Annotated in this window: 26 protein-coding genes; 16 read left to right on the plus strand and 10 right to left on the minus strand. The window is 35.9% G+C overall.

The window, feature by feature from the left end; genetic code table 11:
- Positions 1-73 precede the first annotated feature (73 nt).
- The 3 genes from ACVFVN_RS10820 to pyrH all read right to left on the minus strand — a co-directional run bounded on the left by ACVFVN_RS10820 (position 74) and on the right by pyrH (position 3,160).
- On the minus strand, positions 74-1,582 hold the full coding sequence (locus ACVFVN_RS10820) for an FMN-binding glutamate synthase family protein (RefSeq protein WP_165136958.1): 1,509 nt from the start codon (positions 1,580-1,582) through the stop codon (positions 74-76).
- Positions 1,583-1,810: 228 nt separating this feature from the next.
- Positions 1,811-2,365, minus strand: coding sequence for a ribosome recycling factor (gene frr, locus ACVFVN_RS10825; protein ID WP_456235264.1), 555 nt, complete (start codon positions 2,363-2,365; stop codon positions 1,811-1,813).
- An 87-nt stretch (positions 2,366-2,452) separates the two neighbouring features.
- Entirely contained in the window at positions 2,453-3,160 is a 708-nt protein-coding gene (gene pyrH, locus ACVFVN_RS10830; RefSeq protein WP_165136952.1) for a UMP kinase, read from the minus strand.
- 109 nt (positions 3,161-3,269) lie between these two features.
- Between pyrH and porQ the strand changes: the two genes are divergently transcribed.
- From porQ to ACVFVN_RS10855, 5 genes are all read left to right on the plus strand, one after another.
- The gene (gene porQ / locus ACVFVN_RS10835; RefSeq protein WP_456235265.1) at positions 3,270-4,289 is read left to right on the plus strand and encodes a type IX secretion system protein PorQ; all 1,020 of its coding nucleotides are present in this window, start codon (positions 3,270-3,272) and stop codon (positions 4,287-4,289) included.
- An 81-nt stretch (positions 4,290-4,370) separates the two neighbouring features.
- Entirely contained in the window at positions 4,371-5,042 is a 672-nt protein-coding gene (gene cmk / locus ACVFVN_RS10840) for a (d)CMP kinase (RefSeq protein WP_456235266.1), read from the plus strand.
- A gap of 106 nt (positions 5,043-5,148) precedes the next feature.
- A complete protein-coding gene (locus ACVFVN_RS10845; protein ID WP_165136946.1) occupies positions 5,149-5,526 on the plus strand; it encodes a YtxH domain-containing protein in 378 nt (125 codons plus the stop codon).
- Positions 5,527-5,612: 86 nt separating this feature from the next.
- Positions 5,613-5,921, plus strand: coding sequence for a phage holin family protein (locus ACVFVN_RS10850; RefSeq protein ID WP_165136943.1), 309 nt, complete (start codon positions 5,613-5,615; stop codon positions 5,919-5,921).
- A gap of 2 nt (positions 5,922-5,923) precedes the next feature.
- Complete coding sequence (locus tag ACVFVN_RS10855) at positions 5,924-6,418, plus strand: phosphoribosyl-ATP pyrophosphatase (protein ID WP_456235267.1); 495 nt, start codon at positions 5,924-5,926, stop codon at positions 6,416-6,418.
- A gap of 20 nt (positions 6,419-6,438) precedes the next feature.
- Here the strand turns inward: ACVFVN_RS10855 and ACVFVN_RS10860 are convergent, their stop codons facing one another.
- Positions 6,439-7,176 carry an RNA methyltransferase gene (locus tag ACVFVN_RS10860; RefSeq protein WP_165136937.1) on the minus strand — a complete coding sequence of 246 codons (738 nt, stop codon included), beginning with the start codon at positions 7,174-7,176 and terminating at the stop codon, positions 6,439-6,441.
- Between ACVFVN_RS10860 and tamL the strand changes: the two genes are divergently transcribed.
- The 4 genes from tamL to rny all read left to right on the plus strand — a co-directional run bounded on the left by tamL (position 7,162) and on the right by rny (position 12,344).
- Complete coding sequence (gene tamL, locus ACVFVN_RS10865; protein ID WP_456235268.1) at positions 7,162-9,777, plus strand: translocation and assembly module lipoprotein TamL; 2,616 nt, start codon at positions 7,162-7,164, stop codon at positions 9,775-9,777. The genes ACVFVN_RS10860 and tamL overlap by 15 nt on opposite strands.
- A 231-nt stretch (positions 9,778-10,008) precedes the next feature.
- The gene (locus tag ACVFVN_RS10870; RefSeq protein WP_228455870.1) at positions 10,009-10,257 is read left to right on the plus strand and encodes a hypothetical protein; all 249 of its coding nucleotides are present in this window, start codon (positions 10,009-10,011) and stop codon (positions 10,255-10,257) included.
- A 2-nt stretch (positions 10,258-10,259) separates the two neighbouring features.
- The gene (locus tag ACVFVN_RS10875) at positions 10,260-10,547 is read left to right on the plus strand and encodes a cell division protein ZapA (RefSeq protein WP_165136928.1); all 288 of its coding nucleotides are present in this window, start codon (positions 10,260-10,262) and stop codon (positions 10,545-10,547) included.
- Between the two features lie 225 nt (positions 10,548-10,772).
- Entirely contained in the window at positions 10,773-12,344 is a 1,572-nt protein-coding gene (gene rny / locus ACVFVN_RS10880) for a ribonuclease Y (RefSeq protein WP_165136925.1), read from the plus strand.
- 506 nt (positions 12,345-12,850) lie between these two features.
- Here the strand turns inward: rny and ACVFVN_RS10885 are convergent.
- Genes ACVFVN_RS10885 through ACVFVN_RS10910 form a run of 6 tightly spaced genes read right to left on the minus strand, consistent with a single transcriptional unit; the run spans position 12,851 to position 18,473 of the window.
- Positions 12,851-15,379 carry a YfhO family protein gene (locus ACVFVN_RS10885; protein ID WP_456235269.1) on the minus strand — a complete coding sequence of 843 codons (2,529 nt, stop codon included), beginning with the start codon at positions 15,377-15,379 and terminating at the stop codon, positions 12,851-12,853.
- A gap of 25 nt (positions 15,380-15,404) precedes the next feature.
- Complete coding sequence (locus ACVFVN_RS10890) at positions 15,405-15,638, minus strand: hypothetical protein (protein ID WP_456235270.1); 234 nt, start codon at positions 15,636-15,638, stop codon at positions 15,405-15,407.
- Positions 15,639-15,698: 60 nt separating this feature from the next.
- Positions 15,699-16,742: a DUF6263 family protein gene (locus ACVFVN_RS10895; RefSeq protein WP_228455869.1), complete on the minus strand. Its 1,044-nt coding sequence runs from the start codon at positions 16,740-16,742 to the stop codon at positions 15,699-15,701.
- A 34-nt stretch (positions 16,743-16,776) separates the two neighbouring features.
- Positions 16,777-17,520: a 23S rRNA (guanosine(2251)-2'-O)-methyltransferase RlmB gene (gene rlmB, locus ACVFVN_RS10900; protein WP_456235271.1), complete on the minus strand. Its 744-nt coding sequence runs from the start codon at positions 17,518-17,520 to the stop codon at positions 16,777-16,779.
- Between the two features lie 16 nt (positions 17,521-17,536).
- Positions 17,537-17,995 (minus strand): hypothetical protein, encoded by a 459-nt coding sequence (locus tag ACVFVN_RS10905; RefSeq protein ID WP_456235272.1) that lies wholly within the window; start codon positions 17,993-17,995, stop codon positions 17,537-17,539.
- 4 nt (positions 17,996-17,999) lie between these two features.
- On the minus strand, positions 18,000-18,473 hold the full coding sequence (locus ACVFVN_RS10910; RefSeq protein WP_165136907.1) for a DinB family protein: 474 nt from the start codon (positions 18,471-18,473) through the stop codon (positions 18,000-18,002).
- A gap of 265 nt (positions 18,474-18,738) precedes the next feature.
- Here ACVFVN_RS10910 and ACVFVN_RS10915 point away from each other — a divergent pair, with 265 nt between their 5' ends.
- The 7 genes from ACVFVN_RS10915 (at position 18,739) to ACVFVN_RS10945 (ending at position 26,300) form a co-directional block, all read left to right on the plus strand.
- Complete coding sequence (locus tag ACVFVN_RS10915; protein WP_456235273.1) at positions 18,739-19,743, plus strand: AAA family ATPase; 1,005 nt, start codon at positions 18,739-18,741, stop codon at positions 19,741-19,743.
- A gap of 83 nt (positions 19,744-19,826) precedes the next feature.
- Positions 19,827-20,690, plus strand: a complete 864-nt coding sequence (locus ACVFVN_RS10920) for a DUF58 domain-containing protein (RefSeq protein WP_456235274.1) — start codon at positions 19,827-19,829, stop codon at positions 20,688-20,690.
- 26 nt (positions 20,691-20,716) lie between these two features.
- On the plus strand, positions 20,717-21,619 hold the full coding sequence (locus ACVFVN_RS10925; RefSeq protein WP_456235324.1) for a BatD family protein: 903 nt from the start codon (positions 20,717-20,719) through the stop codon (positions 21,617-21,619).
- A gap of 22 nt (positions 21,620-21,641) precedes the next feature.
- The gene (locus tag ACVFVN_RS10930; protein WP_456235275.1) at positions 21,642-22,637 is read left to right on the plus strand and encodes a VWA domain-containing protein; all 996 of its coding nucleotides are present in this window, start codon (positions 21,642-21,644) and stop codon (positions 22,635-22,637) included.
- A 4-nt stretch (positions 22,638-22,641) separates the two neighbouring features.
- A complete protein-coding gene (locus ACVFVN_RS10935) occupies positions 22,642-23,649 on the plus strand; it encodes a VWA domain-containing protein (protein WP_456235276.1) in 1,008 nt (335 codons plus the stop codon).
- 141 nt (positions 23,650-23,790) lie between these two features.
- Positions 23,791-24,531 (plus strand): tetratricopeptide repeat protein, encoded by a 741-nt coding sequence (locus tag ACVFVN_RS10940; protein WP_456235277.1) that lies wholly within the window; start codon positions 23,791-23,793, stop codon positions 24,529-24,531.
- Positions 24,531-26,300: a BatD family protein gene (locus tag ACVFVN_RS10945; protein WP_456235278.1), complete on the plus strand. Its 1,770-nt coding sequence runs from the start codon at positions 24,531-24,533 to the stop codon at positions 26,298-26,300. The genes ACVFVN_RS10940 and ACVFVN_RS10945 overlap by 1 nt, the downstream gene beginning before the upstream one ends.
- The last annotated feature ends 25 nt before the right edge of the window (positions 26,301-26,325 follow it).

Here is a 26,325-nt window from a genome sequence, read left to right on the forward strand (position 1 = left end):
TGTACAAAAATAAACAAAAAAAACCTGAATTTAAAAAAATTCAGGTCTTCAAATCTATATGATTATTAAATAATTAACTTTTTCTTACATTTCCTAAAATATCAGGAAAATAAGTATCTGCTAAATGTTCAAACTCGTCACCTCGCATAAACATTGATGCGTCAACCTGCTCATAAGAGCTTCTACCTGCCGCCGCAATTAATTCATTACAAGTATGTAAGGTGTTTTTATGGAAATGATAAACACGTTCCGCTTTATCTGTAACATCCAATCCTTTGATTAGCATTTTATTTTGTGTCGCAACCCCAGTTGGACATGTGTTAGAATTACATTGCAATGCTTGGATACATCCTAATGCAAACATAAATCCTCTGGCATTATTACACACATCCGCTCCCATAGCAACAGCTCTTAGAATATCCAGTGCTGTTAAGACTTTTCCTGAAGCAATAATTTTTACTTTGTCACGAACATTAAAATTTTTAAGTGTTGAATTAATAAAGATCAACGCAGGTTCTAAAGGCATACCTACACCGTCCGAAAATTCTGGCGGTGCTGCACCTGTTCCCCCCTCTGCTCCATCAACTGTGATAAAATCTGGATAAATTTTCAAAACATTCATCTGTGCACAGATTTCTTCAAATTCTTTAGTATCCCCTACACAAAGTTTGAAACCAACTGGCTTTCCTCCAGATAAATCTCTAAGCTGTTTTACAAACTGTAACAGACCTGCTGCAGTAGAGAAAGAACTATGCCCTGGAGGCGACAATACTGTAATCCCTGGCTTTACATGACGAATTGCTGCAATTTCAGGTGTATTCTTAACACCTGGAAGTACGCCACCATGTCCTGGTTTTGCCCCTTGAGATAATTTAATCTCAATCATCTTCACATTTGGTAGTGTCGCATATTTTTTAAACAATTCTGGATTAAAATTGCCTTCATCATCACGGCATCCAAAATAACCTGTACCAATTTGCCAACATAGATCCCCACCTTCCATATGATAAGGAGAAATACCACCTTCACCCGTATTGTGATAAAATTGACCTTTCTTAGCTCCTCTGTTTAATGAGATATGTGCTCTATCTGACAATGCTCCAAAAGACATGGCGGAAATATTAAATAAAGATGAGCTGTAAGGTTGTAAACAATCTGGACCTCCAATTGTAGTTCTGGGTAATTCATGCGAAGGTGTTTTAGCATATATTGAATGCTTGATTCCTTCGTATTTTCTATTATTAATTTCTAACTGAGTTCCGAAGGCCACAGTATCGCTAATGTTTTTTGCACGACGATACGCAGCCGAACGTTGATGTCTTGGAAAAGGCTTACCATCCGTCTCTCTCTCAATAAAGTATTGCTGAATTTCGGGAGATATACTTTCCAATAAATAACGAAAACCTCCTAATACAGGAAAATTTCTTAAAATAGCATGTTTGGTTTGCATTACATTATGTATTCCTATTGCATACAAAACTGCTAAGGTTATTGGAATCCAATAATGGGCTTTAATAAGCACAGCGACAACAGTCGTGAAAAGGACTAAAACAAGTCCCCAGGTAAGGAATTTATCTCTCATTACTAAAAGGAAATTAAATTCTAGCAAATATAATATTTATATTTAAAAAACAATAAAAATTTCGTAGTACGACTATGAAATTAGAATTTATGAATTTATCTTAAATTCATAAATAAAATTAAGAATATATGATATATGTAAAACTTTATATTCTTCTTGAAAAAATCCTAAAAAAACATGACATTTGTTATAAAAAAAAGATTTAGAAAATTTCTAAATCTTTTTTTATTATACTTTTAAAATCTCTGCTTCTTTTATTTTAAGAGCATCATCCGCCTTCTTAACATACTGATCCGTAAGATCTTGAATATCTTTTTCCACAGCTTTCACAAGGTCTTCTGACACGCCATCCAATTTTTTAAGTTCTTTCATGCCTTCTTGACGGGCGTTTCTAACAACCACTTTACTTTGTTCTGTTTCTCCCTTTGCTTGTTTAGCCAATTCCTTACGGCGTTCTTCTGTTAATGGTGGAACATTAAGAATGATAACATCCCCATTATTAGATGGTGCAAAGCCTAAATTAGAATTGATAATTGCCTTTTCGATAGCGTTGATTGCTGATCTATCCCAAGGTTGAATAGAAATAGTCATGGCATCTGGAACTGAAACATTAGCAACCTGATTGATAGGCGTCATAGAGCCATAATACTCTACCATAACGTCTTGCACCATAGATGTTGAAGCTCTACCTGCTCTAATTTTCTGAAAAGCATGATCCAAATGCTTGATTGCAGCATCCATCTCTTGCTTTACCGATGCTACGATGAGTTCTAATTCTTCCATTGTATATTTAAAATTTGATAATTAACACATTTTTAATAATTGATACAGATAACAGATGATGTTTGCCAATCCGTTATCATTAAGAAATTACACATTCACCAACGTTCCGATAGATTCTCCGTCGATAAGGCGTTCTAGATTACCTTCTTTATTCATATCAAAAACGATAATCGGCAATTTGTTTTCGTGGCTCAACGTGAAAGCTGTCATATCCATTACTTTTAAGTTTTTCTCAAAAACATCTTCAAATGACAAGCTATTAAATTTAACAGCATCTACATTTTTCTCTGGGTCGCTGTCATAGATACCATCAACGCGAGTTCCTTTAAGAATAACATCGGCATCAATTTCGATAGCGCGAAGTGTGGCTGCAGTATCTGTTGTGAAATACGGATTACCTGTGCCTGCGCCAAAAATAACTACTCTTCCTTTTTCCAAATGGCGAACTGCTCTTCTTTTGATAAATGGTTCTGCTACTTTGTCCATCTCAATTGCAGATTGTAATCTTGTCATAACCCCAACATCTTCCAAAGCGCCTTGCAATGCCATCCCGTTGATCACCGTTGCTAACATTCCCATATAATCACCTTGTACGCGATCCATACCTTTTGCAGCACCTGCTAAACCTCTAAAGATATTTCCTCCTCCAATAACGATGGCAACTTCACAACCTTTATCAACAACTTTTTTAATTTCGTGTGCATATTCCTTCAATCTATCATTATCGATTCCGTATTGTAGATTTCCCATTAAAGCTTCACCGCTTAATTTCAAGAGGATTCTCTTATATTTCATTTTAGTAAAAAATTTAGCTGCTGCAAATATAAGGAAAGCAGAAGAATTACGTTATGAAGAAATAAGTTTAACACCGAAATATTTTGTTAAATTTTAAAAACGTCTATTTTTGCAAATAAGAGAAGTGACTTTGAAGAAAATTTCTATTTTATTTTTCGCGGTTTGTAGCGCTTTGGTTTTTTCACAAGACGGGACCAATGTTTATCCTTTCCTTAACATTCCGACTTCTGCGCGGCAATCTGCTTTGGGTGGCGATGCGATTTCTATAAGAGATTACGATGTTTCCATGTCAGCCATTAATCCATCACTCATGAATTTGGAAATGGACAATATGCTTTCTGTCAACTATGCATCTTACCTTGCGGATTCCAAGATTGGAACAATTAATTATGTCAAAGATTTGGAATTTGGACATTTAATTTCCATTAATGCACGATATATGGATTATGGAAAAATGCCTCGTACTGACGAAAGTGCCAATATTCTTGGAGAATTTTCTGCCATGGATGCGTCTATCGGAGCAGGTTATGCTTATCAGTTCGAAGAAGATTGGACAATAGGTGCCAATGTTAATTTTGTAACTTCCAAAATTGACACTTATTCTTCCAGCGCAATTTCTGCAAATATCGGTGTGACTTACCATAACGAAAGAACAAACGAAACTTTATCATTAGTCGCTCGTAATTTTGGTTATCAGTTCAAACCTTTCAATGGTGTTCGCGAAAATCTACCCTTCCGAATTGACTTGGGCTACACCAAAATTTTGGAACAATTTCCAGCAGCCATTACCTTAACGTTACACGATTTACAAAAATTCAATATTTCTCAAGACACGAATATCAATGGTCAACCTATTAACTTTGGAAGAAAAGTTTTGGACCACGTATCATTTGGTGTCGAGCTATTTCCGCAACAAGCCTTCAATCTTAGATTTGGTTACAATGTAAAACGCGGCAACGAAATGGCTATTCTTGACCAGCGTAACTTTTCGGGGATTTCTGCAGGATTTGGGATAAAGATTTCTTATTTCAAATTCGATTATTCTCATGCACGCTATCATAACGCTTCCAATGTCAACATGTTCGGACTAAGCCTCGACCTTATTGAGATGAGTGGCAACCGTCGTTAAAAAAGATTATTTAAAAATTCTTTATTCCGCAATAGTAGTTTCGGTTTTTAAATTTTTAAATTTGTCATCAGAATTTCTGAGATGACAAAAAATTGGGTAATTGCCATAGATGGCTATTCTTCGACGGGAAAAAGTTCTATTTCTAAAGTCATTGCCAAACGACTTAGCCTTATCCACATGGATACAGGCGCACTTTATCGTGGAATTACATATTATGGATTGATGCATTGTTTGGACAACAATGACAATTTGGATCTACAACAGCTTATCCTTAGCCTTCCAAGAATAAATTTGGTTTTTGAAAAAAAAGACGATGAGCTTCAATTAATTTTGAACGGCAATAATATTGATAAAGAAATCCGTCAACCTATTGTTTCGGAAAATGTCAGTCAAGTGGCAAAACTTCCAGAAGTACGCGCTTTTTTGTTGGACACCCAACGCAATATCGCAAAAACAGGTGGGGTTATTATGGATGGTCGAGATATCGGAACTATTGTCCTACCCAACGCCGATTACAAATTCTTTTTGACAGCTTCGCCAGATGAACGTGCCAAAAGGAGACACCTGGAATTATTAGGCTTTGGAGAAAATATCTCTATAGAAGAAGTCAAAAAAAATCTCATCGATCGTGATAAAATTGATTCCGAAAGAGATGTAGCTCCTTTGAAACCAGCGGAAGATGCTATTCTTATAGACAATTCTGACTTAACAAAAGAACAAACCATCGAATTAATTATTTCCTATATTAAATAAACCTAATTTAACAAAGTTTATAAATTCTTAAATTTCTTTGGTACATTTGTTGCAAATATCAAAACCATAATAAATCAAGTTAAACATTAATCAAAAATCACACATTATGTCTAAAAAAAATAATTCAGCAGGAATTTTAGCAGGCTTATTAGCCGGTGCAGCAGTTGGCGTAGTTTTAGGATTGCTATATGCTCCTGAAGAAGGAAAAGAAACCAGAAAAAAAATTAAGAAAAAAGCTGGAGATATTAAAGATCAAGCTAACGAACAATATCACAAAACATCAGAAAAAGTTAAAGAACAATATCACCAAGTTTCTGATCAAGTGAAGGATAAATACAACACCATATCCTCTCAAGTGAAAGACACTGCTAACAATGTAGCTACTTCTGTTAAAGAAGGTTATGATAAATATAAGGACCAAATGGTTTCTAAAGCTACAGATGTTGTTAAAGACGTAGAAACAGAACTAGACGGATTGAAATAATCCCAACCTAGACTGAATTACCAAGGAACTTAGTCCACTAAGTTCCTTTTTTTGTAATTTTTTGTAACTTTACTAAAATATCAGCTATGATAGACCTTTTAAAAGAATACATCAACAAAAGAATCGACCTCGCTCGTTTAGAATTAATAGAAAAATCGTCTTTATCTTCGGGGATTATTGCTTTTATCGCAGCTATGGTTATTGTCTTTGCATTTTTCATCATCTTATTTAATTTTGGAATTGCATTTTTAATAGGTCAAGCACTAGATAATTACTCTTATGGTTTTTTACTGGTTGCAGGATTTTATCTATTGATTATGATTATCGTAATAAGTATGCGAAAAAAAATTATAAAATCTGTAGCTAACAATGTTCTTAACTTTTTAAATCGTTAATTATGTCACATCAATACAATAATCTGGATGAATTAAGAAGAAAAAAACAACTTCTAAGAGATGATATTCAAAACATGGAAAATCTACTCACTTTTAAAAACAAAAAAGAAAGTTTGAGTGTATTAACCAACGGCATAACAGACAAATATCTTAAAGAAACCCAAGACGAAGAAGGACATCAAACATTAAGCCTTAACACCAAAAATATTATGCGCGAAGTGTCGCAAGGTATTCGCGAGACAACCTCTCCAAAAAATCTTGTGGGACTTGCCAACAACACTGTAGATTCTGGACTTCTAGAAACTGCCGTTCGTCTGGGCGCAGTAACTTTGATTGGTAACTACGCCCGAAAAAATCTTAATAATTCTAATTGGAACAAAAAAATAATTGGTCTTGCATTGGTCTATGTCGCACCAATTGCTTTAAAATTTGTCCGAGAAAAACTAGAAGATTACCAACGTAGCAAAACTGCTTCGAGTTTGGAAAAACTAATTTAATTTAAAATTTGAATCAACAATTAAGAACGATTCGAAAATATTTCGCCTAAAATAATTCCCGTCGCCATCGATACATTGAGGCTTTCCGTCGACTGTTGCTTTCCGAATCTCGGGATGCTCACAATATCGGTTAAAAGTCTTTCAACCTTCGGGCGCATACCGTTTCCTTCGTTACCCATTACCAGACTAAACTTCGAAGGAAAGTCTTTTTTATAAATATTTTCGCCGTCCATATCTGTCCCAATAATTGGATAATTATAGGTTTTAAGATAACTTTCCAAATCGGTGTAACAAACATTAACCCTAACAAAAGAACCCATTGTTGACATCAACACTTTCGGATTAAAAAAGTCCACTGTATCTTGACTACAAACAATTTGCTCGATACCAAACCAATCTGCTAACCGAATAATAGTTCCCAAATTTCCTGGATCCTGAATACCATCTAATACAATCTGGATGCTTTTAGAATCATCAATTTGGCAGGGTTCTAACTGACAAAGCGCCACCGAATCTTTTGGATTTTGAAGAAAACTAATCTTCCGAAGTTCATTTTCATTAATTTCAAAAATACTTAGATTTTCAAAAACATTTTTCAGTTCTTCAGGATTTGTAGAATAAATTTCTAAAACTTTAACACGAGAATTCGCAAGTTCTTTAATAATCTTGTTACTCTCAACCAAAAACAAATTGTATTTTTGTCTAAATTTCTTTTTGTCAAGAGATTGTATTATTTTTATTTTATGAGAGGTAAGCATTTTCGAAAATATTCCCAAAAGTATTATATATTTTATTTATCAGCAAGTCTAATGTTGTTATTACTGTATGCATGTAGTACAACAAAGAAAGTTCCGGATGGCGAATATCTTTTGACAAAGAACGAGTTCAGTTATCTAGATGGTAAAATCCTGAGTGATAAAATCCCAAGTTACGCTGCACAGAAACCGAATAAAAAAACATTCTTCTTACTACCATTTGGACTTCTCGCATACAATAATGCAAACCCAAAATACGATAGTATCTTAACAGAATACATGACCTACCCTAACGAAATGAGAAACCAAAACCTTCGTGATTCTCTTTTTGTTAAATATGGGCATCCAGAATACAAAGGACGCAATCTCTTTTGGAATCGTTTTTGGCACACCGTGGGAGAAAAGCCTGTTATCTACAGCGATGCGAAAACCAAAACCAGCATAGAAAAAATTAATAATTTCTTAGTCTATAAAGGTTATTGGGATTCCGAAGTAACCTATGAAGCCAAAAGAGACTCTGCAGCTAAAAAAGCACAAGTCAAATACAACATCCTTCATCGTGACCCCACTTTTATCAAAGATTATTATTACAGTATTTCTGATGCTGGCGTAAGACAAATCTATGAGCGCGACATCAAAAAAAGTTTAATAAAAAAAGACAATATCCTTGACCAAACTGTTCTGGAAGACGAAGTAAGACGTATTACACAATTGATGCGTGACAATGGTTATTACAAATTCAATGGATCTGGTGAACAAATATACTTTACCGCCGACACCCTAGACAGTCGCAAACAAGTTCCTGTAACCATGGATATTCATCGAGATTCTTTGGACGGTCCTTTTATTAAACCAAAAATCGGAAATATTGACATTGCCGTTGTAGATAATATTAAAGAATACGAAGAAAAAACTATAAAAAAAGACAGTCTCAGAGGCATTCATATTTACAGAAAAGACACTGCGCAATACAAATTACAATCGCTCTGGCTGCCTATAATCTACAAACCTGGTGACGCTTACGAACAGCGCAACTTTGATGTTACAAAACGTAACCTTATGGCTATGAACAACTTCACAGTTTTGCAAGCTGTAGATCAACTTCGTAATGAAGGTCAAGCTAATGAAGTTGATAGTCTTATCGATGTTAAATATATTCTGAAACCACTGCCTAAATACGACTTCAAAGTTGGGATGGACTTACATTATTCAGAGATTCTAAATTTTGGATTTTCACCATCGTTGGAACTCACTTCCCGAAACATTTTTAAAGGTGCAGAAAACCTAAACCTTAGTTTTTCGGGAATTGTAGGAACAACAAAAGACCCCGAAAAGGAAAATGCATTTTTTAACGCTTACGAATTGTCAGCGCAAGCCGCTTTACAAATTCCAAGACTTTGGGTTCCTTTCAAACGTTATTGGAAGGTCATTCCAAAACGTTATTCTCCAACGTCAAGTTTATTTTTAGGTGCAGCCGTGCAAAACAATATTGGTTTGGGACGTATTAGTTTCAACACCGGCCTTAGTTATTTGGCCAATGTCAATGATATTGTGTCGCACAAGTTGACATTGTTTAATACACAATTCAGTTTTACACAGAATAAAGACAATTATTATCAATTATTCTTGGCTGATGACGAGATTCGTAAACAAATATTTGATTTGTATTTTTTACAACATCCCGAAGTGCAAGCACAGTTCAGCAATGGGCAGCTTACAATGGACAATGTTTCTCGAATTATTGTACGCGATAACGCTTTCCAAGCTGGATTGGATCAACAACAGACAGGCACGTTCAACTCTTTTAGACAATCCTTAACCAACAAAGACCGCCAGACGCAGGACGTTATTATTTCGTCTTTGATTTATAATTTTACGTATAACGAAATCGGGCAAAAAGAATATAAAAACCCTTTCTATTTCAGTGGCAAATTTGAGATTGCTGGGAATTTCTTAGGATTGGTTTCTAAAAACTCAAAAGAAGACGGCATTATCCAAGACAATACAAAAACGATTTTCAAAATTCCTTATTCTCAATTTGTGAAGTTTGATTTTGATTTTAGAAAATATTTTACATTTTTCCAAGAAAAAGCTCGACCACATACTTTGGCTATTCGTCAATTCGTTGGAATTGGAATTCCTTATGGCAACTCCAACAACATGCCTTTTATCCGCTCGTATTTTAATGGAGGATCGAACGATATTCGCGCTTGGGTAGCATTTGGAGGATTGGGTCCTGCCGATTCTCAGCTTGATGAGCGTGTTAGATCTTACGCGATGGACAATGTAAAATTAACGACGAGTATCGAATACCGACTTCCTATTGATAATATGTTTGAAGCTGCTATTTTTACCGATGCAGGTAACATTTGGGGACTAAAAGACAATGGTTACGGCGATCAATTCAAGTTCAGTAAATTTATTAAACAAATGGGTGTTGGTAGCGGATTTGGTCTTAGATTAAATGTGGCATATATCAAATTCCGTTTGGATTTGGCTTACAAAGTTTATGATCCTAACCAGCCAGAAGGCGATCGTTGGGTAATCCATAAAAACAAGCTTTTGCGACCAACGCTTAACTTTGCTTTTGGATATCCATTTTAATACAAAACTTCCGTCAATTGACGGAAGTTGTTATTTTACACCCCTAATTCAAATCCTAAACAATTCGTTTACAACTATTTGAACGACTTTATTTAAAACATTAAATAAATACTAAAATTCTTTCTTTTTATTAAGCTTTTTTTATATTTTTGTAATAGTTAGAATTTATCAAACTCGATGCTATCAGAATTAGAAAATAATTTCGTGCAATTAGAAAAAAAGATTCTTAAATTGCACAAGACCCATATAAGTCTTATGGACAAATATGCAGAGCTTTCTAAAGATTATGAGCACTTGCAGAATGAATTTGATGAAGAGAAGAAAAAAAATCGAGTTTTAGCAGAACAACAAAAAGATTTAAAACTTTATTCAGCCATAAGCGGCAATGCAGAACATAACAAATTGATGAAAACCCACCTCAACAAATTGATAAAAGAGGTCGATTTCTGTATCGCCGAATTAAGAAATAGCGGATTATAAGCATGGATATCAGAAGAATTACGATAAATATTGCTGGAAGAGTGTACCCTCTTAATGTACCCGCTGCCGAAGAAGAAACCCTACGTAAGGTTGGGAAACAAATTGAAACGATGATTAAGGAATTCGAGGCTAACTTCGACATACGCGACAAGCAAGACGCCCTTGCAATGTGTGCGCTAAAGTTGGGGACAAATGCCGAAGTTCACTTAACCAATAATGAAAAGAATTTAACAAATACTAATGACCGATTAACAAAAATTAATAAGTTATTAGAAGAATTGGAAGACTAGAAAAACTTCCAAATATACAAGCTGCCTACAATAATTCTAACACAGCAGGTAAACTCAACGCTAAACAATTGCCGAACGAAAGTTCATTAGATGGCGCGCTGCCTCGTCGCAGATTACAGACAATGAAAAACAGTTCAAATCGTGTTGATTAGGAGTTTACTCTTAATACTTGGATTGTTGTAGGTTTTTTTGTTTTAAAATTTTTAAATAAACTCTATATATATTATGACCGCAATCACGCTTATTATCGGTATAGTTGCTTTGGTGATCGGTGCTGTTATTGGAATTATGTATTCTAAAAGCTCACTAAATTCTAAAGGAAAATTCATCCTTGAAGACGCCAAAAAAAGTGCCGAAACTATCATAGAAAAGGCTACCACACAAGCTGAAACTATTAAAAAAGAAAAACAACTTCAAGCCAAAGAAAAGTTCTTGGAACTAAAAGCTGAACACGACTCTAACATTCAATCTCGTGAGAAAAAAATGCAAGAGACCGAGAAAAGAACCAAGGATAAAGAGCACAAACTAAACGAAGAACTTAGCAAAGTGGCACGCCAAGAGAAAGACTTGGAAAAGCAACTTAACGACTACGCAAAAAAACAAGAATTAGTTGACAGAAAACAACAAGAACTAGATGCTGCCACTGCTCAAAAAGTAGAAATGTTAGAAAAAATATCTAACTATTCCGCAGAAGAAGCAAAAGAAGAGTTGGTAGAATCTATGCGCGCTGAGGCAAAAACAAGAGCACAAGCCTACGTCCAAAACATTATGGAAGAAGCACAGCTTAATGCCAAAACAGAAGCCAAAAAAATTGTCATCCAAACCATTCAAAGAATCGGGACAGAGCAAGCCATTGAAAATTCAGTGTCTGTATTTAATATTGAATCGGATGAGATAAAAGGTAGAATCATCGGTCGCGAAGGTCGTAACATCCGCGCTTTAGAAGCCGCTACAGGTGTAGAGATTATTGTAGACGACACTCCAGAAGCCATTCTATTATCTTGCTTCGACCCAGTAAGGAGAGAAGTTGCAAGATTATCACTACACAGATTGGTTACCGATGGTAGAATCCATCCTGCCCGTATCGAAGAAGTGGTACAAAAAACGCAAAAACAAATCGAAGAAGAAATTATCGAAGTTGGTAAAAGAACCATCATCGATCTAGGTATCCACGGTCTTCACCCAGAATTGGTAAAAATCGTTGGACGTATGAAGTTCCGTTCTTCTTATGGACAAAACTTGTTACAACACTCTCGTGAGGTCGCCAACATCGCAGCAACTATGGCGGCAGAGCTTGGTCTTAATGTTAAACTTGCGAAAAGAGCTGGTCTATTGCACGATATCGGAAAAGTGCCAGAGCAAGAGTCAGAACTTCCACATGCACTTTTAGGTATGCAATGGGCGGAGAAGTATGGCGAGAATGCAGAAGTTATCAACGCTATCGGGGCACACCACGATGAGATTGAAATGACCTCGCTATTATCACCAATTATCCAAGTTGCCGATGCTATTTCTGGAGCGCGTCCAGGGGCTAGACGTCAAGTGTTGGAATCATACATCCAAAGATTGAAAGATCTAGAAGCAGCAGCTTTAAGTTTTGATGGTGTATCTAGTGCGTATGCTATCCAAGCTGGTAGAGAACTACGTGTTATGGTAGAAAGTGCAAAAGTGAATGACGAAGTTGCACACCAATTGTCTTACGATATCTCAGAAAAAATCCAAAATGAACTGACGTATCCAGGACAAGTAAGAGTAACTGTTATCAGAGAAACCAGAGCAGTTAATATCGCCAGATAATTATAACTTGAACATAAAATAAGAAGGTTTAGTCATTTGGCTAAACCTTTTTTTTGTTCTTAAATCAAAACATATTCTCGTTTAAAATACTTTTCTAAACTAAGGATTTGCTAAATAAAACGAAAGTCTGATGCTGCTAAAATTAAACATGTAAAAGCTTGCATTAAATGAATTCTATCATCTACTTTATCCAAAGGCAAACTTGCTCATTCGTAGACTTTATAAAATAGCAAGCTTGCTATTGGTCAACAACAAGCTTGTAATTGATCGATAGCAAGCTTGCTTTTAGTCAAAACTAAGCTTGGTATTTTTTTGAGGTATAAAATTGTTGACTGGTTTTCTAAGTGCATAGCTGGCGCGCCCCGGATGGAACGGCCTGTTGGAGCTCGCGCCGCAGGCGCAGGCAATAGCCTGGGCGCGGCGCAGCGACTAGTGACAGCCGGAAATGGCGCCCAAATAAAAAAGCTGCCTCCGAGGAAACAGCTTTAATTATATTTCAGAATCGATTAGGCATCGACGGCTTTCGATTTTTTGTTTTTGTAATACCACGCTAACGACAACAAACTGAGGATAGCAAATACGCCAACACTGGCGTAAGAATACATTTTGCCCGTCTCGATAACTTCGGGCTCGAACTTCATACTGATGTTGTGTTTCCCGGCTGGTACATGCACCGCGCGCAAAAGATAGTTGGCTTTGATGTAAGGCACTTCTGTACCGTCGATAGACACTTTCCAACCGTGCGGATAATAGATTTCTGAAAAGACTGCCAACTGTGGTGTTTGGGTTTCGGCTTCAAATTCTATAGCATTGGCTTGGTAACTTTTCAACTGAATAAAAGCTGTAGAATCCGCTTGCAATGTTTTTCCATTAAGATAATCTTGATCTTCTTTGCCTACAATTGCAATCTTTTTGGTATCCAATTCGCCAATAGATTTTAGTTCTTCGTTAGGCGAGTTAGCAACTTTCACCTGAGATACAAACCATGCGTTGCCGTTGGCCTCTGGATTTGGATAGCTAATGGGTTGCTGCATATCCCCGCCGACAAAGTATTTTGCATTCAGCATATTGAGAATACGAGGCGTTCTGATGCTATCTGTTTGGTAAAAATAAGCATTAATTAAGTCATCATAGCGTCTTAGTTTCACCGCATGATAACCACCTACAGAAGATTTGAAATAAGATGTATTGGTTTCGCTAAATGTTCCTAAAGTAGAATTGAAAATTCGGTAATGCGATTGGTCTTTCTCAGCAATGGTTTCCAAAACTTTGTTCACTTTATCTTGTTGCAAAAGGCCTTGGATGTATTGGTTATCGCCTGCTTTATCCATTAGGTATTCCGAATTTTCGGTTTGATAAGGATTTTGAGCAAATGTTTTATCTACAAAGTTATCATCATTAAGGTAACGTTTGTTAACCGTCCAAAGGTCGAAGAAGCTAACCAAACCAATAATTACTAACGCAATATTTACTGATAATTTTTTCTTGAAACTTAAAAACATTGCTCCTGCCGTTATCAATACAAAAATAATGGCTTTGAAGGCATCCGTCTGGAACATTTTGAAACGTTCATCGACTAGATAGTTTAACAAATCTGGTTGCAAATAGATCTTTTCGTTATCGGTATGGAAGCCTAAAATAGCTTTCCCTACGAACATCAGCAGTAATGTAATCCCAACAACACTCCCCGTGGTATATAATAAGACTTTTTGTTTGTAATCGTTCTCCAGTTTTTCGTCTGTGAAAAAACGATACAATCCAATAATGGCAATGAAAGGGAATAATAATTCTACAACCACCAAAATAGAAGATGGCGCACGGAACTTATTATACATTGGTACAAAATCAATAAACAAATCCGTTAAGAATGCAAAATTGCTTCCCCACGCCAAAAGAATCGTTAAGATGGTGGCTCCCAAAATCCAATAGCGATATTTCTTCCAAGCGAAAAAGAATCCTAACAAAGCTAAAAAGCACACTACGGCGCCTTGGTAAGCTGGGCCCGATGTTCCTGGCTGTTCTCCCCAATAAGATGGACTTACAAAACCTTTCATAAACTGGTCATACTGCGTCTGGCTAGTAATGTTGGACTGTGCCCATTCTTGGATGTACGCCATCATCTTGTCTGAGCCTGGCTCCTGACTAGCACCGCCCATTAATCTTGGGATGAAGAGGTTGAACGTTTCTAATTTTCCGTAACTCCACGCCGTGATACTCGCACGATCCATCCCAGATTTGCCAGAAGTATGTCTATCCGAATCGAGGATTTGCTTTCCTCTTACCGTTTCTTTCACATATTCGGCATTTGCCATAATACGTTGTGCATTCATCCCAACTCCTAGCGCAAAAGCTAAAGCCAAAATACCCGATGAGATCCCGAAATGCTTCCAAGTGATTTTCTTTTTGTAAGCACGAATCAATTCTGACAAGAATAAAAATCCTAAAGCTAAAAACAGATAATAAGTCATCTGTGGATGGTTTGAACTAACCTGCAACGCCATAAAAATGGTTGTTACTATAAAGCCAAGAATGTATTTTTTTCTGACATAGACTAATAAAATCCCTGCCAACAATGGTGCAAAATAAGCTATCGTATGGACTTTACCATTGTGCCCAGCTGCTATGATAATATAAAAATAAGTAGATAGTCCGAAGAAAGTTGCGCCGAGTAAAGCATATTTCCAATTGCGTGTTGCTACAATTCCTAGAAAGAAAAATCCTGCAAACAATAAGAAAATATAATTGGCAGGCTTGGGCAAAAACATGAAAACATCATCCAGTTTTTTGATGATATCGCCTCGAAACTGCACACCAGTTTGGTATGTTGGCATGCCGCCAAACATCGCATCGCTCCAATAGGTTTCTTTGCCATGCTCGGCTCTGTAGTCCAAAAGTTCTTTAGCACCACCTTTATAATGCACAATATCAGGCTGAATCATTTCTTTGCCTGATATTATAGGGTTGGCGTACAAGACAGCAATTAGCACAAATATAACGAGACTAATTGCCGCAAAAATCAAATTCTTATTCTTCATATATTAATTTGAGATTGGTCGTTTTTTATTTCTTTTCTTCTTTTATTTCTTCGAAATCAACGGTTTCTGCATCCCACTTGACTTTTTCTTTAAGCTTTTTATCACTTTTTGCAGATTGCTGCTCTTGTTGCTTTTGATAATTGCGAGGATTGAGTTGTGGAAAATTTTTATAAAACGAATTAAAAAATAAACGTTTCAAAATATTCCAAACGAAGAAAATGATAATGGTACCCAGAACCAATTCTATAACAAACTTCATAATTTAAAAAAATAATTACACTTTACTAAAAAAAGACCAAGCACAAGCCTGGCCAAAAACTTATTTGTAAGAAGGATTCATAATAATCGACGATGTAGAATTCTGTGTCATACTCTGACTTTTTGTTCCATCGGATATTGTTTCCTTTTGGTTGGTTTTAATGCTAATATTTTCATGCAAGATCCAACCAGTATTGCTGTCCAAAATGATTTTCCCATTTTGCGAACCGCCTAATGACATGCTATGGGTGATACCATCTTTCGACTGCTTATCAGACTTTGTTGGGATACTACCATTAACACTAATCTCTGCTTTACCGTTTTCAACTTTTGTTAAAACATAATTCGAAGTTAGCTTAAGATCAGCACCTGGGATAACATCTTCTGTCACGGTCCATTTCTCACCTATTTTCACACCTTTTGCTGGAAAAATTTTAAGGTTTTTCTCAAACTGTTCTTTGATTGTTGCTTCATTAAAACCTCTTTTAAAATTAGAAACAATCTCACCACGTTGTTTAGCATCCTTTACCAAAGTTCCCAAAGCTGAACCGATTTTAGTATAGATTGGATCAAAACCTGTTACGGACAATATCTTTCCATCAACATTCATTTTCATCGTCAGTTTGTTACCTGTAATGGCTTTATTGATGGTGTACATACCTTTCAGTTGCTCTTCTTTTGGGGCAGCTGCTTTTGTGTCAGATACTACCGTTTTGCCATTGGCACTTGTACTGTTCCGTTTTGCAATCAAATTAACTGATAAGTCATAAACGTTATCTTTAAAATCGTTAACCGTTACGGACATTTCGTCTGTTGATTCAGAAGTTCCAGAAACAGATTTACCGTCAGGTGTTGACACATTCTGAATATCTCTTTGGTAAGCTATCAATGGATAAGTTACGCCTTTTTCTAAATAAAATTTCTGTTTAAAAATCCCTGCGCTATCTACAATTGCAGCTTTTATTTTCTCTTCTTCTGGCACTTCCACAGTTAAGGTTTCGGTCTTTCCTGTTTCTGGATTAACTTTGGTAACTGTTTTTGTATTTTCTTTTTTACAAGCTACTAAAGCAACTGCAAATAAAGCTATACCTATGATTTTTTTCATCAATAATAATTTTTGAGTTAAGCTCTAACTCATGTTAAATGTTTTTTGTTATTTTTTGTCTCATTGCTTCATAGAGCACTGCACCGCAAGCTACAGAAACATTGAGAGATTGTGTTTTTCCTTCGATAGGAAGTTTTATTTTTTCATCGCTATGATGTAAAACTTCTTTGGAAATTCCTGTTTCTTCGTTCCCCATAACAATCGCACAAGGCTCTGTAAAGTCAACCTCGTATATCAATTTCTGCGCCTTTTCTGTTGAAGCAAATACCGATACGCCACTTTGTTGCAGATAATCAACAGTATGCGCTAAGTTTTTTTCTTTACAAATTTTAATATTGTAAATGGCACCAGCTGATGTTTTTATCGCATCCGAATTAATTGGTGCAGCTCCTTTTTCTGGAATAACGACAGCGTCTACGCCAACACATTCCGCTGTGCGGCATATCGCTCCGAAGTTTCTGACATCTGTTAAACGGTCCAAAATAAGAATGAACGGCACACGACCTTCTTCAAAAATCTGAGGTAAAACGTCTTCAATACTGTGAAATGGCACATCCGAAATGAAAGCCACCACACCTTGGTGATTTTTTCTTGTGAAGCGATTTAGTTTTTCAACAGGAACATAGTTAGGACGAATTTTATGCTTTGACAAAAGCGCTTTCAATTCTGCATAAATAGGACCTTGCAAGGCATTTTGTACAAATACTTTATCTATTGTTTTGCCTGCCTCAATGGCTTCTATTACTGGCCTCAGCCCAAATATAAAATCGTCTTTCATTTAGTAAAATATAATATTAATCAATGACAAAAACTTTGTAATCGTCATTTTCTAGTTTAAAACCGAGCTCTTTCATTCGGCGTAATTCTTCAAAATCTTTGGTCGGAAAGTTATCATCAAATTGTTTTGTAACGAAAAATTTCCCTTTTAATTTAACAGGGATTTTCTTAATAAATTGATCTCGCATTTTATCAGAAAACTCTGGTCCTTGTTCTTTCTTAGAATCGATATAGAAGCAATACTCAATCAACTCGTTGGTAGAAGCATATTTTTTATAATCGTTAAGCTTTACAAAATTGGGTAAGTTTTTATCAGGCCATGTTAGGTAGATAACTTCCAAACTTTCATTTTTTTTGCTTAAAGCTTGATAATACTTAAAACGTTCTGGATCTTTCTTTACCTGCATCGATCTTGTCCCAGACTGACTTGCAATCCATAAAAATCCAATAACGATGACATAAAGGAAGTTTTTCATAACTCTAGCTTAGCCTTTCTCCAAGTATGGCTCTTTTTTGTGCCAAAATATATCCGTAATGCAAGGTTTCGTGCATATTGTTAAAAATAATGGCGTCTTGAATATTTTTAAGATCAATACCAAAACTGGTAGAATAAGGCGTATAGTCGGTGAAGAATTCGTTGTCATAATCTTTCATCAAAACTTTTGATGTTTCAATTAAAAGAAAAGACAAATCTTCCATTTCGGTATTATCAACATCCATTTTAGCAAAAGTGCCTTTTTTATATTGTTCTACCCAATATTTATCGATACGGAAAGCATTGCCACTCAAGTAATAATGTAAGAGTTGTTGGGTCGCTACACAATGCGCAATATTCCAATATATATTGTTATTAAAACCATCTGGAATCAACAAAAGATCTTCCTTTGGCGTGTTTTGCAAAATCTGTAACAAGTTTTTTCGAACTTGTCGATGTGCCGAAAAATGATAATTCATTTTAAGTCAATTTTTTAAAATCCAAAATTACTCCAATTATACGAATATGACAAATAGGAATCTCCTAAACCTAAAGCTTTTAAACAAGGACTTTAACATTTAGCATCAACAGATTACAATATTCTTTTATAACATAAAACTTTACACGTTTTTTTCAGTTTGAGTTTATTCTTATTTTTAACAAATATTTAACTCATAATTGGCATTTCTTATGTTGACTAATGCACGGATTTGTGTGACCTTTACCGAATAATTTAAACGAATTATGTCAGAACTGAACCAATCTGAAGATATTAAAAATTTAATGGAAAAAGTAAAAGAACAAAATTACTTTTTCAGTCTACTAAAACAAGAAATCAACCGCGCCATCATCGGACAAGAGTACATGGTAGACCGCTTATTAATCGGTCTGCTCGGCAATGGCCACGTCCTACTGGAAGGTGTGCCGGGACTCGCCAAAACATTGGCTATTAAGACATTGGCAGAGGCAGTACATGGACAATTCTCGAGAATACAGTTCACGCCAGATCTTTTACCAGCCGATGTTGTAGGCACAATGATTTATAATGTTAAAGAAAATGATTTCTCAATAAAAAAAGGACCTGTATTTGCAAATTTCGTTTTGGCGGATGAGATCAACCGTGCACCAGCAAAAGTACAATCTGCACTTTTGGAAGTCATGCAGGAAAGACAAGTCACCATCGGCGATGAGACCATGGCACTACCCAAACCTTTTTTAGTCCTTGCCACACAAAACCCAATTGATCAAGAAGGAACTTACCTTTTGCCAGAAGCACAAACAGACCGTTTTATGCTAAAATGCAAAATCGATTATCCAGAATTTGAGGACGAAAGAAAAGTTATGCGTATGGTTTCCACACAAGATATCCCGACGATACGACCCGTAATTTCGCTTGAGCATATTGTCGAGGCAAAGAAATTGATTAATCAAATCTATCTTGACGAAAAAATTGAAAAATACATTTTAGATATGGTTTTTGCAACGCGTTATCCAGAAAAATACGGCTTAGAAGATTTGAAAAGCCTTATCAGTTTCGGCGCATCGCCTAGAGCAAGTATCAATTTAGCAATTGCATCGCGCGCTAATGCCTTTATAAAAGGACGCGCTTTCGTCATTCCAGAAGATGTTAAATCCATCGCAAAAGACGTTTTAAGACATCGTATTGGTTTAAGTTTCGAAGCCGAGGCTGAGGAAGTTTCCCAAGACGAAATCGTTGACAGAATTCTAGCTAAAATACAAGCACCTTAAAAAAATGGTTGACAGTTGATGGTTTTTAGTTTAGGGGAAACGCTCTACTTTAAAGACTGTCAACCATCAACCGACAAAATAAAATGCAAATAAAAGATATTGTCAAAAAAGTAAAACAAATCGAAATCCGCACACGCAAGAAGACGGAAGCGAGCCTTATGGGACAATATCACAGCAGCTTCAAAGGTCAAGGCATGACATTTTCCGAGGTGCGTCCATACCAATTTGGAGACGACATTCGTAGAATTGACTGGAACAAAACGGCACGTTTTCGTGAGCCTTTTGTAAAAGTCATGGAAGAAGAACGCGAGTTGACGATGATTCTCATGGTGGACATTTCCGCATCCATGGATTATGGCACGCAACATGGATTAAAAAGGGAATTTGTCGCGGAAGTCGCTGCATCCTTAGCTTTTTCTGCCGTTGGTAATAATGACAAAGTGGGGCTTATTTTGTTCGCGGATAAAGTCTATAAAGTAGTTCCACCTAAAAAAGGTCGCAAACATGTTTTATCAATCATCAGCAATATTTTAACAGCAGACTATATTCCAGGAAAATCCGATCTTGACGCTGCGCTTAATTACATGATGGGTGTTTTTAAAAGAAAGTCATTTTTATTTTTATTTTCAGATTTTCAAGATGAATTTGAACCCAAAATTCTTGGTGTTACTTCACGAAAACACCAACTTTTGGGATTGAGAATTTATGACCAAAAAGATCAAGATATCCCGAATGTCGGCTACGCCTTATTTCAAGATGCCGAAACCGGAAAAGAAGTCTGGGTCAACACGTCAAATTCGCGCTGGCGTTATGAGTTTGCAGAACATCAGAAAAAAAAATTTAGACATTTGCAAGAGTCTTTTGAAAACAACTCGGCTAGCTTGATTAGCATGACGACCAATGAAGATTACAGCAAATATTTGTATCAATATTTTCAGAAAAAATAGTTTAACCAAATCCGTTTTTAGCCTTGATATATTTCAAGTTTTCATATACCGTAATTTTAGTTTTTTTAAGCCAAATCCTTTTTGGACAAACGCTTTCCTCCAACCTTAGCAATACAACTTTGGCACTAGGCGAAGTGGGCGAATACAAACTAAAAATCGACAATCTACAAGGCAAAAATGTTGTGGCTGCACCCAAAAACGAATTGTTGCCTTTCCATTTTGAAATCGTTAGCGACAGCATTTCCAAAGAAGCCAATCAATACTATCGATTAATAAAGTTTCAGGTTTTTGAAGAAGGAGAATTTAAAATTCCAGCTTTAGAAATTAAAATCGGAGACCAATTTCAAAAGACCATTCCGTACGAAGTTGAAGTCATCAACACAGCAAAAAAAGATGATGTTATCAACGATATCATGAAAAATAAACAAGTTAATCTTGATGTAAAAGATTATTTGGAGCTGTATAAATTTTATATTTTAGCGGCTTTGATAGCTTTAGGAATTATATTCTTAATTGTTTATTTTGTTAAATATGGTCGAAAATCAAAAGACAATCCTAAAATTTTGACCAACCAAACATTGAAAGATCTTGAGCGCCTTCGTAAAAAAAACTACATCCAAAGTGGAAATTACCGTCTTTATTATGTCGAGTTAATAGACATTACAAGAGATTTTTTGACCAAGCAGTATAAAATTCCGGCCAATGTATTATTAACGGACGACCTTATTGATTACATGAAAACGAGTAATATTATTTCGGAAGAAAATGAAAAAACCGTTGAAGAAATCTTCCAGCGTGGCGATTTGGTAAAATTTGCAAAAACAATTCCCAATAGCGAGATGATGGAAAATGATTTTAGCGCTATTAAAAACATGGTAATCCGCTCTCCGAAAGATGTCGAAGCCGAACAGTTAAGAAGTATGAATTAATTGCTAGATTGACTCCAGAATAATGAATTTCAATTTTGAATTTTATACCCCGTGGCTCTTGCTTTTATTTTTGGTTTTTGTCCCATTAATTATTTTAGATTTAGGGCGCAAAAAACCGAAAGGCATCAAAGTACCTACAACGGAAGCCATGCGTCCGGCTGGCAGCCTGGGAATTGTCATGACCTTTCTAAGATTGTCAAAATATTTAATATTATCTGCTTTAATCATTGCGATTGCGCGTCCCAGAACTTTTACAATATCCGATGATCGCGACGAAACAAAAGGCCTGGACATCATGCTAACAGTTGACGTTTCGCTCAGTATGTTAGCAAAAGATCTCGATCCGGACCGTCTGGAAGCGCTTAAAAAAATTGCAAAAAACTTTGTCAATCAACGCCCCAATGACAGGATTGGATTGGTGGCATACTCTGGTGAAGCTTACACCAAAGTCCCAATGACGACTGACCACGAGGTTATCAAAAACGAAATTACTGAACTTAGTCCCACCGAATTGCAGCCAGGAACAGCAATCGGCGAAGGTCTTGTAGTTGCTGTCAGCCATCTAAAAGATTCGAGAGCGAAAAGCAAAATCATTATTTTGATGACCGATGGGGAAAACAATGTGACAAATGCCATGCCTCCAGCAGTTGCCGCAGAACTGGCCAAAAACAACGGTATAAAAGTCTATACCATCGGCATTGGAAGTCGTGGTTATGCACTGTTCCCAACAGCAACAGATATTTTTGGCGATATTGTTTTCACAGAAAAAGAAACCGATCTTGACGAAAGTCTTTTGAAAGATATTGCATCCACAACTGGAGGAAAATATTTCCGAGCGACAAGTAATGGCAGTTTAGAAGATATTTATAACGAAATAAATGGCTTAGAAAAATCAGATATTAAAACTTCAAAACTTTATCAATATCAAGAATATTTCCGAATTTTCCTTTGGATTGCTTTGGGCATTTTACTTTTTGACATCTTTTTGAGATGGTTTTTATACAAAATATTGAGCTAACAACATGGATTTTTACATCGAAAATAATTGGTACATTTTTCTATTCCTTTTACTTCCTGCAATTGGATTATGTCTGTTTAGCTTTATTAAATGGAAGAAAAAAAAACGCGCTCTATTTGCAGATTTGCAATTCCAACCACAATTGTTTGCAAACACAAGTCGTTTTTCTAAAATTTTTCCAAGTTTATTTTTCTTAGCAGTTTTATTTTTAATTTTTTCCATTATTGATGTATTGGGCGGAAAACAAGAAATAAAAACCCAGCAAAAAACCAACAATGTCATTTATCTTTTGGACGTTTCCAACTCGATGAACGCACAAGACATCCAACCAAGCCGTCTAGAACAAGCTAAAGACATCATCATCAACAGCTTTCAAAAGACGAACAACGACCGTGTAGGCATCATTGTTTTCGCGGGCGAAGCCAACTCGATCATGCCTTTAACAACAGATTATAATGCCGCACAATCTTATCTTTCTGGCATAGAAACCAGCGTTGTACAAACACAAGGAACTGACTTTTTGAAAGCTATGGAAATGGCTGTTCGAAAATTTAAATCCATTCCAAAAGGTGCCCGAAAAGTTATCATAATTAGCGATGGCGAAAACAATGAAGACAATGAATCTGCTGCAATAAAATTAGCCCAAAAAGAAGGCATTAGTATATCTTCTATCGGCATTGGTACGGAGCAAGGCGCGCCGATTCCGGATTATTATTACGGACAACTTATGGGCTACAAAACCGATATGACAGGCGAAACGGTGATGACTAAACTGGAAACCAAAGCCTTAAAAAATATGGCGTCCAGCACAAGTGGAACTTTTATCGATGGTAATAATTTGGATCAAGCGATAAATGAACTTTCTGATGTTTTGAAAAAGTCAACCAACAGCAATACTTCATACATCAGTGCGCAATCTGCAGAACATTACTATCAATATTTTTTAGGAATTTCTATAGCTTTATTTTTACTTATTTATTTCTTTAATCCCAAACGCGATTTAAATCTTTAAAAGCAAAGTCTTTAATTAAGTAGAATCACTCTAAATAACGATGCTGAAATTTTTCCGAAAAGACTTATTTTTAGGGATATTTAACCCATTTTAACTTTTTAGGAATGGTATTTTAACAATTAAAGAAATAATTTTGCAGATATGAATTTTAAGTTGATTTTCAGTCTATTGTTATTTTTAGGTGTAAGCCATATTTTGTCAGCTCAGGGAAGTTACAAGACTTTGGTATACGAAGGTAACAAAGAATTCGACAAAAAAAATTACGAGGCTTCTTCTTCCAAATTCTTGGAAGCTACACAATCTAACGATAAAGATTTCACAGCGCATTACAATCTTGGTAACAGCTTGTACAAAAAGAAAATGTATGAAGAGGCAAAAACTGAATTTCAAAAAGCTGAAAATCTTGCTAAAAATAAAAACGACAAAGCTGCCGCACAATACAATCTCGGCAACAGTTTGATGCAAACAGAAAAAACCGACCAAGCTGCGGATATGTACAAAAAAGCATTGAAGAACGACCCTTACAACGAAAGCATCAGAAAAAACTATGAAATCGCTAAGTTGAAAAATAAGGAAAAAGAAAACAAACAACAAGGCGAACAAGGCGAGCAACAAAATAAAAATAACGAAGGCGGACAAGATAACAAAGGAGACCAAAAAGCTAACCAGCCCAATGGCGCATCCAATGATCAACAACAAAAAGGTGAAGGTGCAAATGATAAAAAATCGCAACAACAACCAAAAGAAAATGGAAATAAAATTCCAAAAGATATAGAAAACGCCATTTTAAATAAAGTACAGGACAAAGAAAAAGAAACTGCACGACGTATCCTCAACAAAAACGCAAACTCTATTCCACAGTCCAACGAGAAAGATTGGTAATGAAGAACATTTGGCTTTCGTACATTTTAATATTTTTTTCGGCCATGAGCAGTTATGGTCAAGTGTACATTACGTCCGAAACCAATGTAAAAGAAGCCACCAACAATGATATCATCAGCCTAACCATCGCTCTGGAAATCAGCGGTGAAGACATGATCCAGGAATCTCCAGTTAAGCTTCCCGACTTTCAAAAATTTGAAGTTTTAGATTACGGTTCAGAACAAAATACCATTATTGATCCTATCCGAAAAGTAAGAGTCAACCAAATGGTGTATCAATTTTTACTACAACCAAAACAAGCCGGCACCATCAAAATAGGTTCTGCACTTGTTAAAGTGAGCGGCAAAATGTACAAATCCGAACCTTTTGACATTACTGTTCGTGATGTATCCAAAAGAATTCCAGACAACACAAAAAGTTTAGCCAGTCATAACAACCAAACTTATCTTAACGTCAAACTAGATGACCGCGAAGTTTACAAAAACCAAGCTGTTGTCGCAACCTTATCGGTCATCAGCAAAGATGTCGATAATTTTAGAAAAGTAAAAAACATCCGCCCTCCAAAAAACGGAAATATCATTGTGCAACCCATTAGTATGCATAGATCGGATATAGAGCAAGATGCTAAATCTGGACTATTATCGCAAGTTATTGGCCTGTTTATTATTTTCCCAAAAGAAGAAGGCATGTTAGAGATTCCATCCTTCACAGCTGAGATTATTGATCATGGCACAACAAAGCTAACATCCAATCGCACTAAACTTTCGGTGATGCATCTTCCGCTGGGAGCTCCAGAGGATTTCAACGATTTTGTAGGAAACTTCAGTGTGGATATGACAAATGTGGAAAGTCTTCCACAACCTATAGAAATCAATAAACCCATTGATATCGTTGTCAAACTTATCGGCCGAGGAAACCTTTCGGCTAAACATATGCCGAAAATTATCGCTACCGAAGATTACGATGTTTTCCCTCCAAAATTGGTTAAAAATCTAAAAGTCGAAAAACAAGGTATTGTGGGCGATATTGAAGCACACTATGTTGTTATTCCGAAAAAGGCTGGCAATATAGCCATCAAAACTGAAAAAATGGCCTTCTTCAATCCTGAAAAAAAATTATACAAAGATCTTGGTGAAAAATCAATTGTTGTTCGTGCTATGACACCTGGCGAAATAGAAAATTCTAAATCAACCATGCAAAAGGTTAACGAATATACCAACACTGTTTTGGATAAAGTTAACACGCCTGTTTTGCAAACCGAAACCTTGAAACTAGAAAAAACAAAAGGCATGAATTGGTCGATTATTTTTGCAAATATGGCGCTAATTGGTGCGATGTGTATGGTGTTTTATTTCGTGAGAAACCGTTATCAAAAAAGAAAACTAGCAAACATCATCAAAGAAGAGCAACTTAAAGCACGGCCAAAAATAACAACCATAGAAGAAACTGAAGCTTTACTAAGACAAAAATCTTCATTAAATCTTAGCAGCCACTTCAACTATATCGAAAATCTATTAATTCAAAAAAAGTATTCGGAATTTTTTAAAGAATTCATAAATCTAGACAACGAGGTTAATGCCAAATCCTCTCGACTTCATCATATTGATTATAAAGAATATCTTGAGAAAACGAATCCTAAGTTAGCTCTGGATTACAAATCTTTGCTGGAAAAAATTAATATCGAGAAATATTCGCCAATGGTGAACGACGTAATTTTAGAATCCATTTTAAAACAAATTAAAATCGTTTATTCCTCGATTGAGGATTAATAAGAAATAATTCATATTTTTGCGA

The sequence above is a fragment of the Soonwooa purpurea genome (assembly GCF_053891095.1).

Bases quoted from the DNA above. Each gene is read 5' to 3' on its own strand.
- ACVFVN_RS10820 (WP_165136958.1), bottom strand. From the start codon at position 1,582: ATGAGAGATAAATTCCTTACCTGGGGACTTGTTTTAGTCCTTTTCACG.
- frr (WP_456235264.1), bottom strand. From the start codon at position 2,365: ATGGAAGAATTAGAACTCATCGTAGCATCGGTAAAGCAAGAGATGGAT.
- pyrH (WP_165136952.1), bottom strand. From the start codon at position 3,160: ATGAAATATAAGAGAATCCTCTTGAAATTAAGCGGTGAAGCTTTAATG.
- cmk (WP_456235266.1), top strand. From the start codon at position 4,371: ATGACAAAAAATTGGGTAATTGCCATAGATGGCTATTCTTCGACGGGA.
- ACVFVN_RS10845 (WP_165136946.1), top strand. From the start codon at position 5,149: ATGTCTAAAAAAAATAATTCAGCAGGAATTTTAGCAGGCTTATTAGCC.
- ACVFVN_RS10850 (WP_165136943.1), top strand. From the start codon at position 5,613: ATGATAGACCTTTTAAAAGAATACATCAACAAAAGAATCGACCTCGCT.
- ACVFVN_RS10855 (WP_456235267.1), top strand. From the start codon at position 5,924: ATGTCACATCAATACAATAATCTGGATGAATTAAGAAGAAAAAAACAA.
- tamL (WP_456235268.1), top strand. From the start codon at position 7,162: ATGAGAGGTAAGCATTTTCGAAAATATTCCCAAAAGTATTATATATTT.
- ACVFVN_RS10860 (WP_165136937.1), bottom strand. From the start codon at position 7,176: ATGCTTACCTCTCATAAAATAAAAATAATACAATCTCTTGACAAAAAG.
- ACVFVN_RS10875 (WP_165136928.1), top strand. From the start codon at position 10,260: ATGGATATCAGAAGAATTACGATAAATATTGCTGGAAGAGTGTACCCT.
- rny (WP_165136925.1), top strand. From the start codon at position 10,773: ATGACCGCAATCACGCTTATTATCGGTATAGTTGCTTTGGTGATCGGT.
- ACVFVN_RS10885 (WP_456235269.1), bottom strand. From the start codon at position 15,379: ATGAAGAATAAGAATTTGATTTTTGCGGCAATTAGTCTCGTTATATTT.
- ACVFVN_RS10890 (WP_456235270.1), bottom strand. From the start codon at position 15,638: ATGAAGTTTGTTATAGAATTGGTTCTGGGTACCATTATCATTTTCTTC.
- ACVFVN_RS10895 (WP_228455869.1), bottom strand. From the start codon at position 16,742: ATGAAAAAAATCATAGGTATAGCTTTATTTGCAGTTGCTTTAGTAGCT.
- rlmB (WP_456235271.1), bottom strand. From the start codon at position 17,520: ATGAAAGACGATTTTATATTTGGGCTGAGGCCAGTAATAGAAGCCATT.
- ACVFVN_RS10905 (WP_456235272.1), bottom strand. From the start codon at position 17,995: ATGAAAAACTTCCTTTATGTCATCGTTATTGGATTTTTATGGATTGCA.
- ACVFVN_RS10910 (WP_165136907.1), bottom strand. From the start codon at position 18,473: ATGAATTATCATTTTTCGGCACATCGACAAGTTCGAAAAAACTTGTTA.
- ACVFVN_RS10915 (WP_456235273.1), top strand. From the start codon at position 18,739: ATGTCAGAACTGAACCAATCTGAAGATATTAAAAATTTAATGGAAAAA.
- ACVFVN_RS10920 (WP_456235274.1), top strand. From the start codon at position 19,827: ATGCAAATAAAAGATATTGTCAAAAAAGTAAAACAAATCGAAATCCGC.
- ACVFVN_RS10930 (WP_456235275.1), top strand. From the start codon at position 21,642: ATGAATTTCAATTTTGAATTTTATACCCCGTGGCTCTTGCTTTTATTT.
- ACVFVN_RS10935 (WP_456235276.1), top strand. From the start codon at position 22,642: ATGGATTTTTACATCGAAAATAATTGGTACATTTTTCTATTCCTTTTA.
- ACVFVN_RS10940 (WP_456235277.1), top strand. From the start codon at position 23,791: ATGAATTTTAAGTTGATTTTCAGTCTATTGTTATTTTTAGGTGTAAGC.
- ACVFVN_RS10945 (WP_456235278.1), top strand. From the start codon at position 24,531: ATGAAGAACATTTGGCTTTCGTACATTTTAATATTTTTTTCGGCCATG.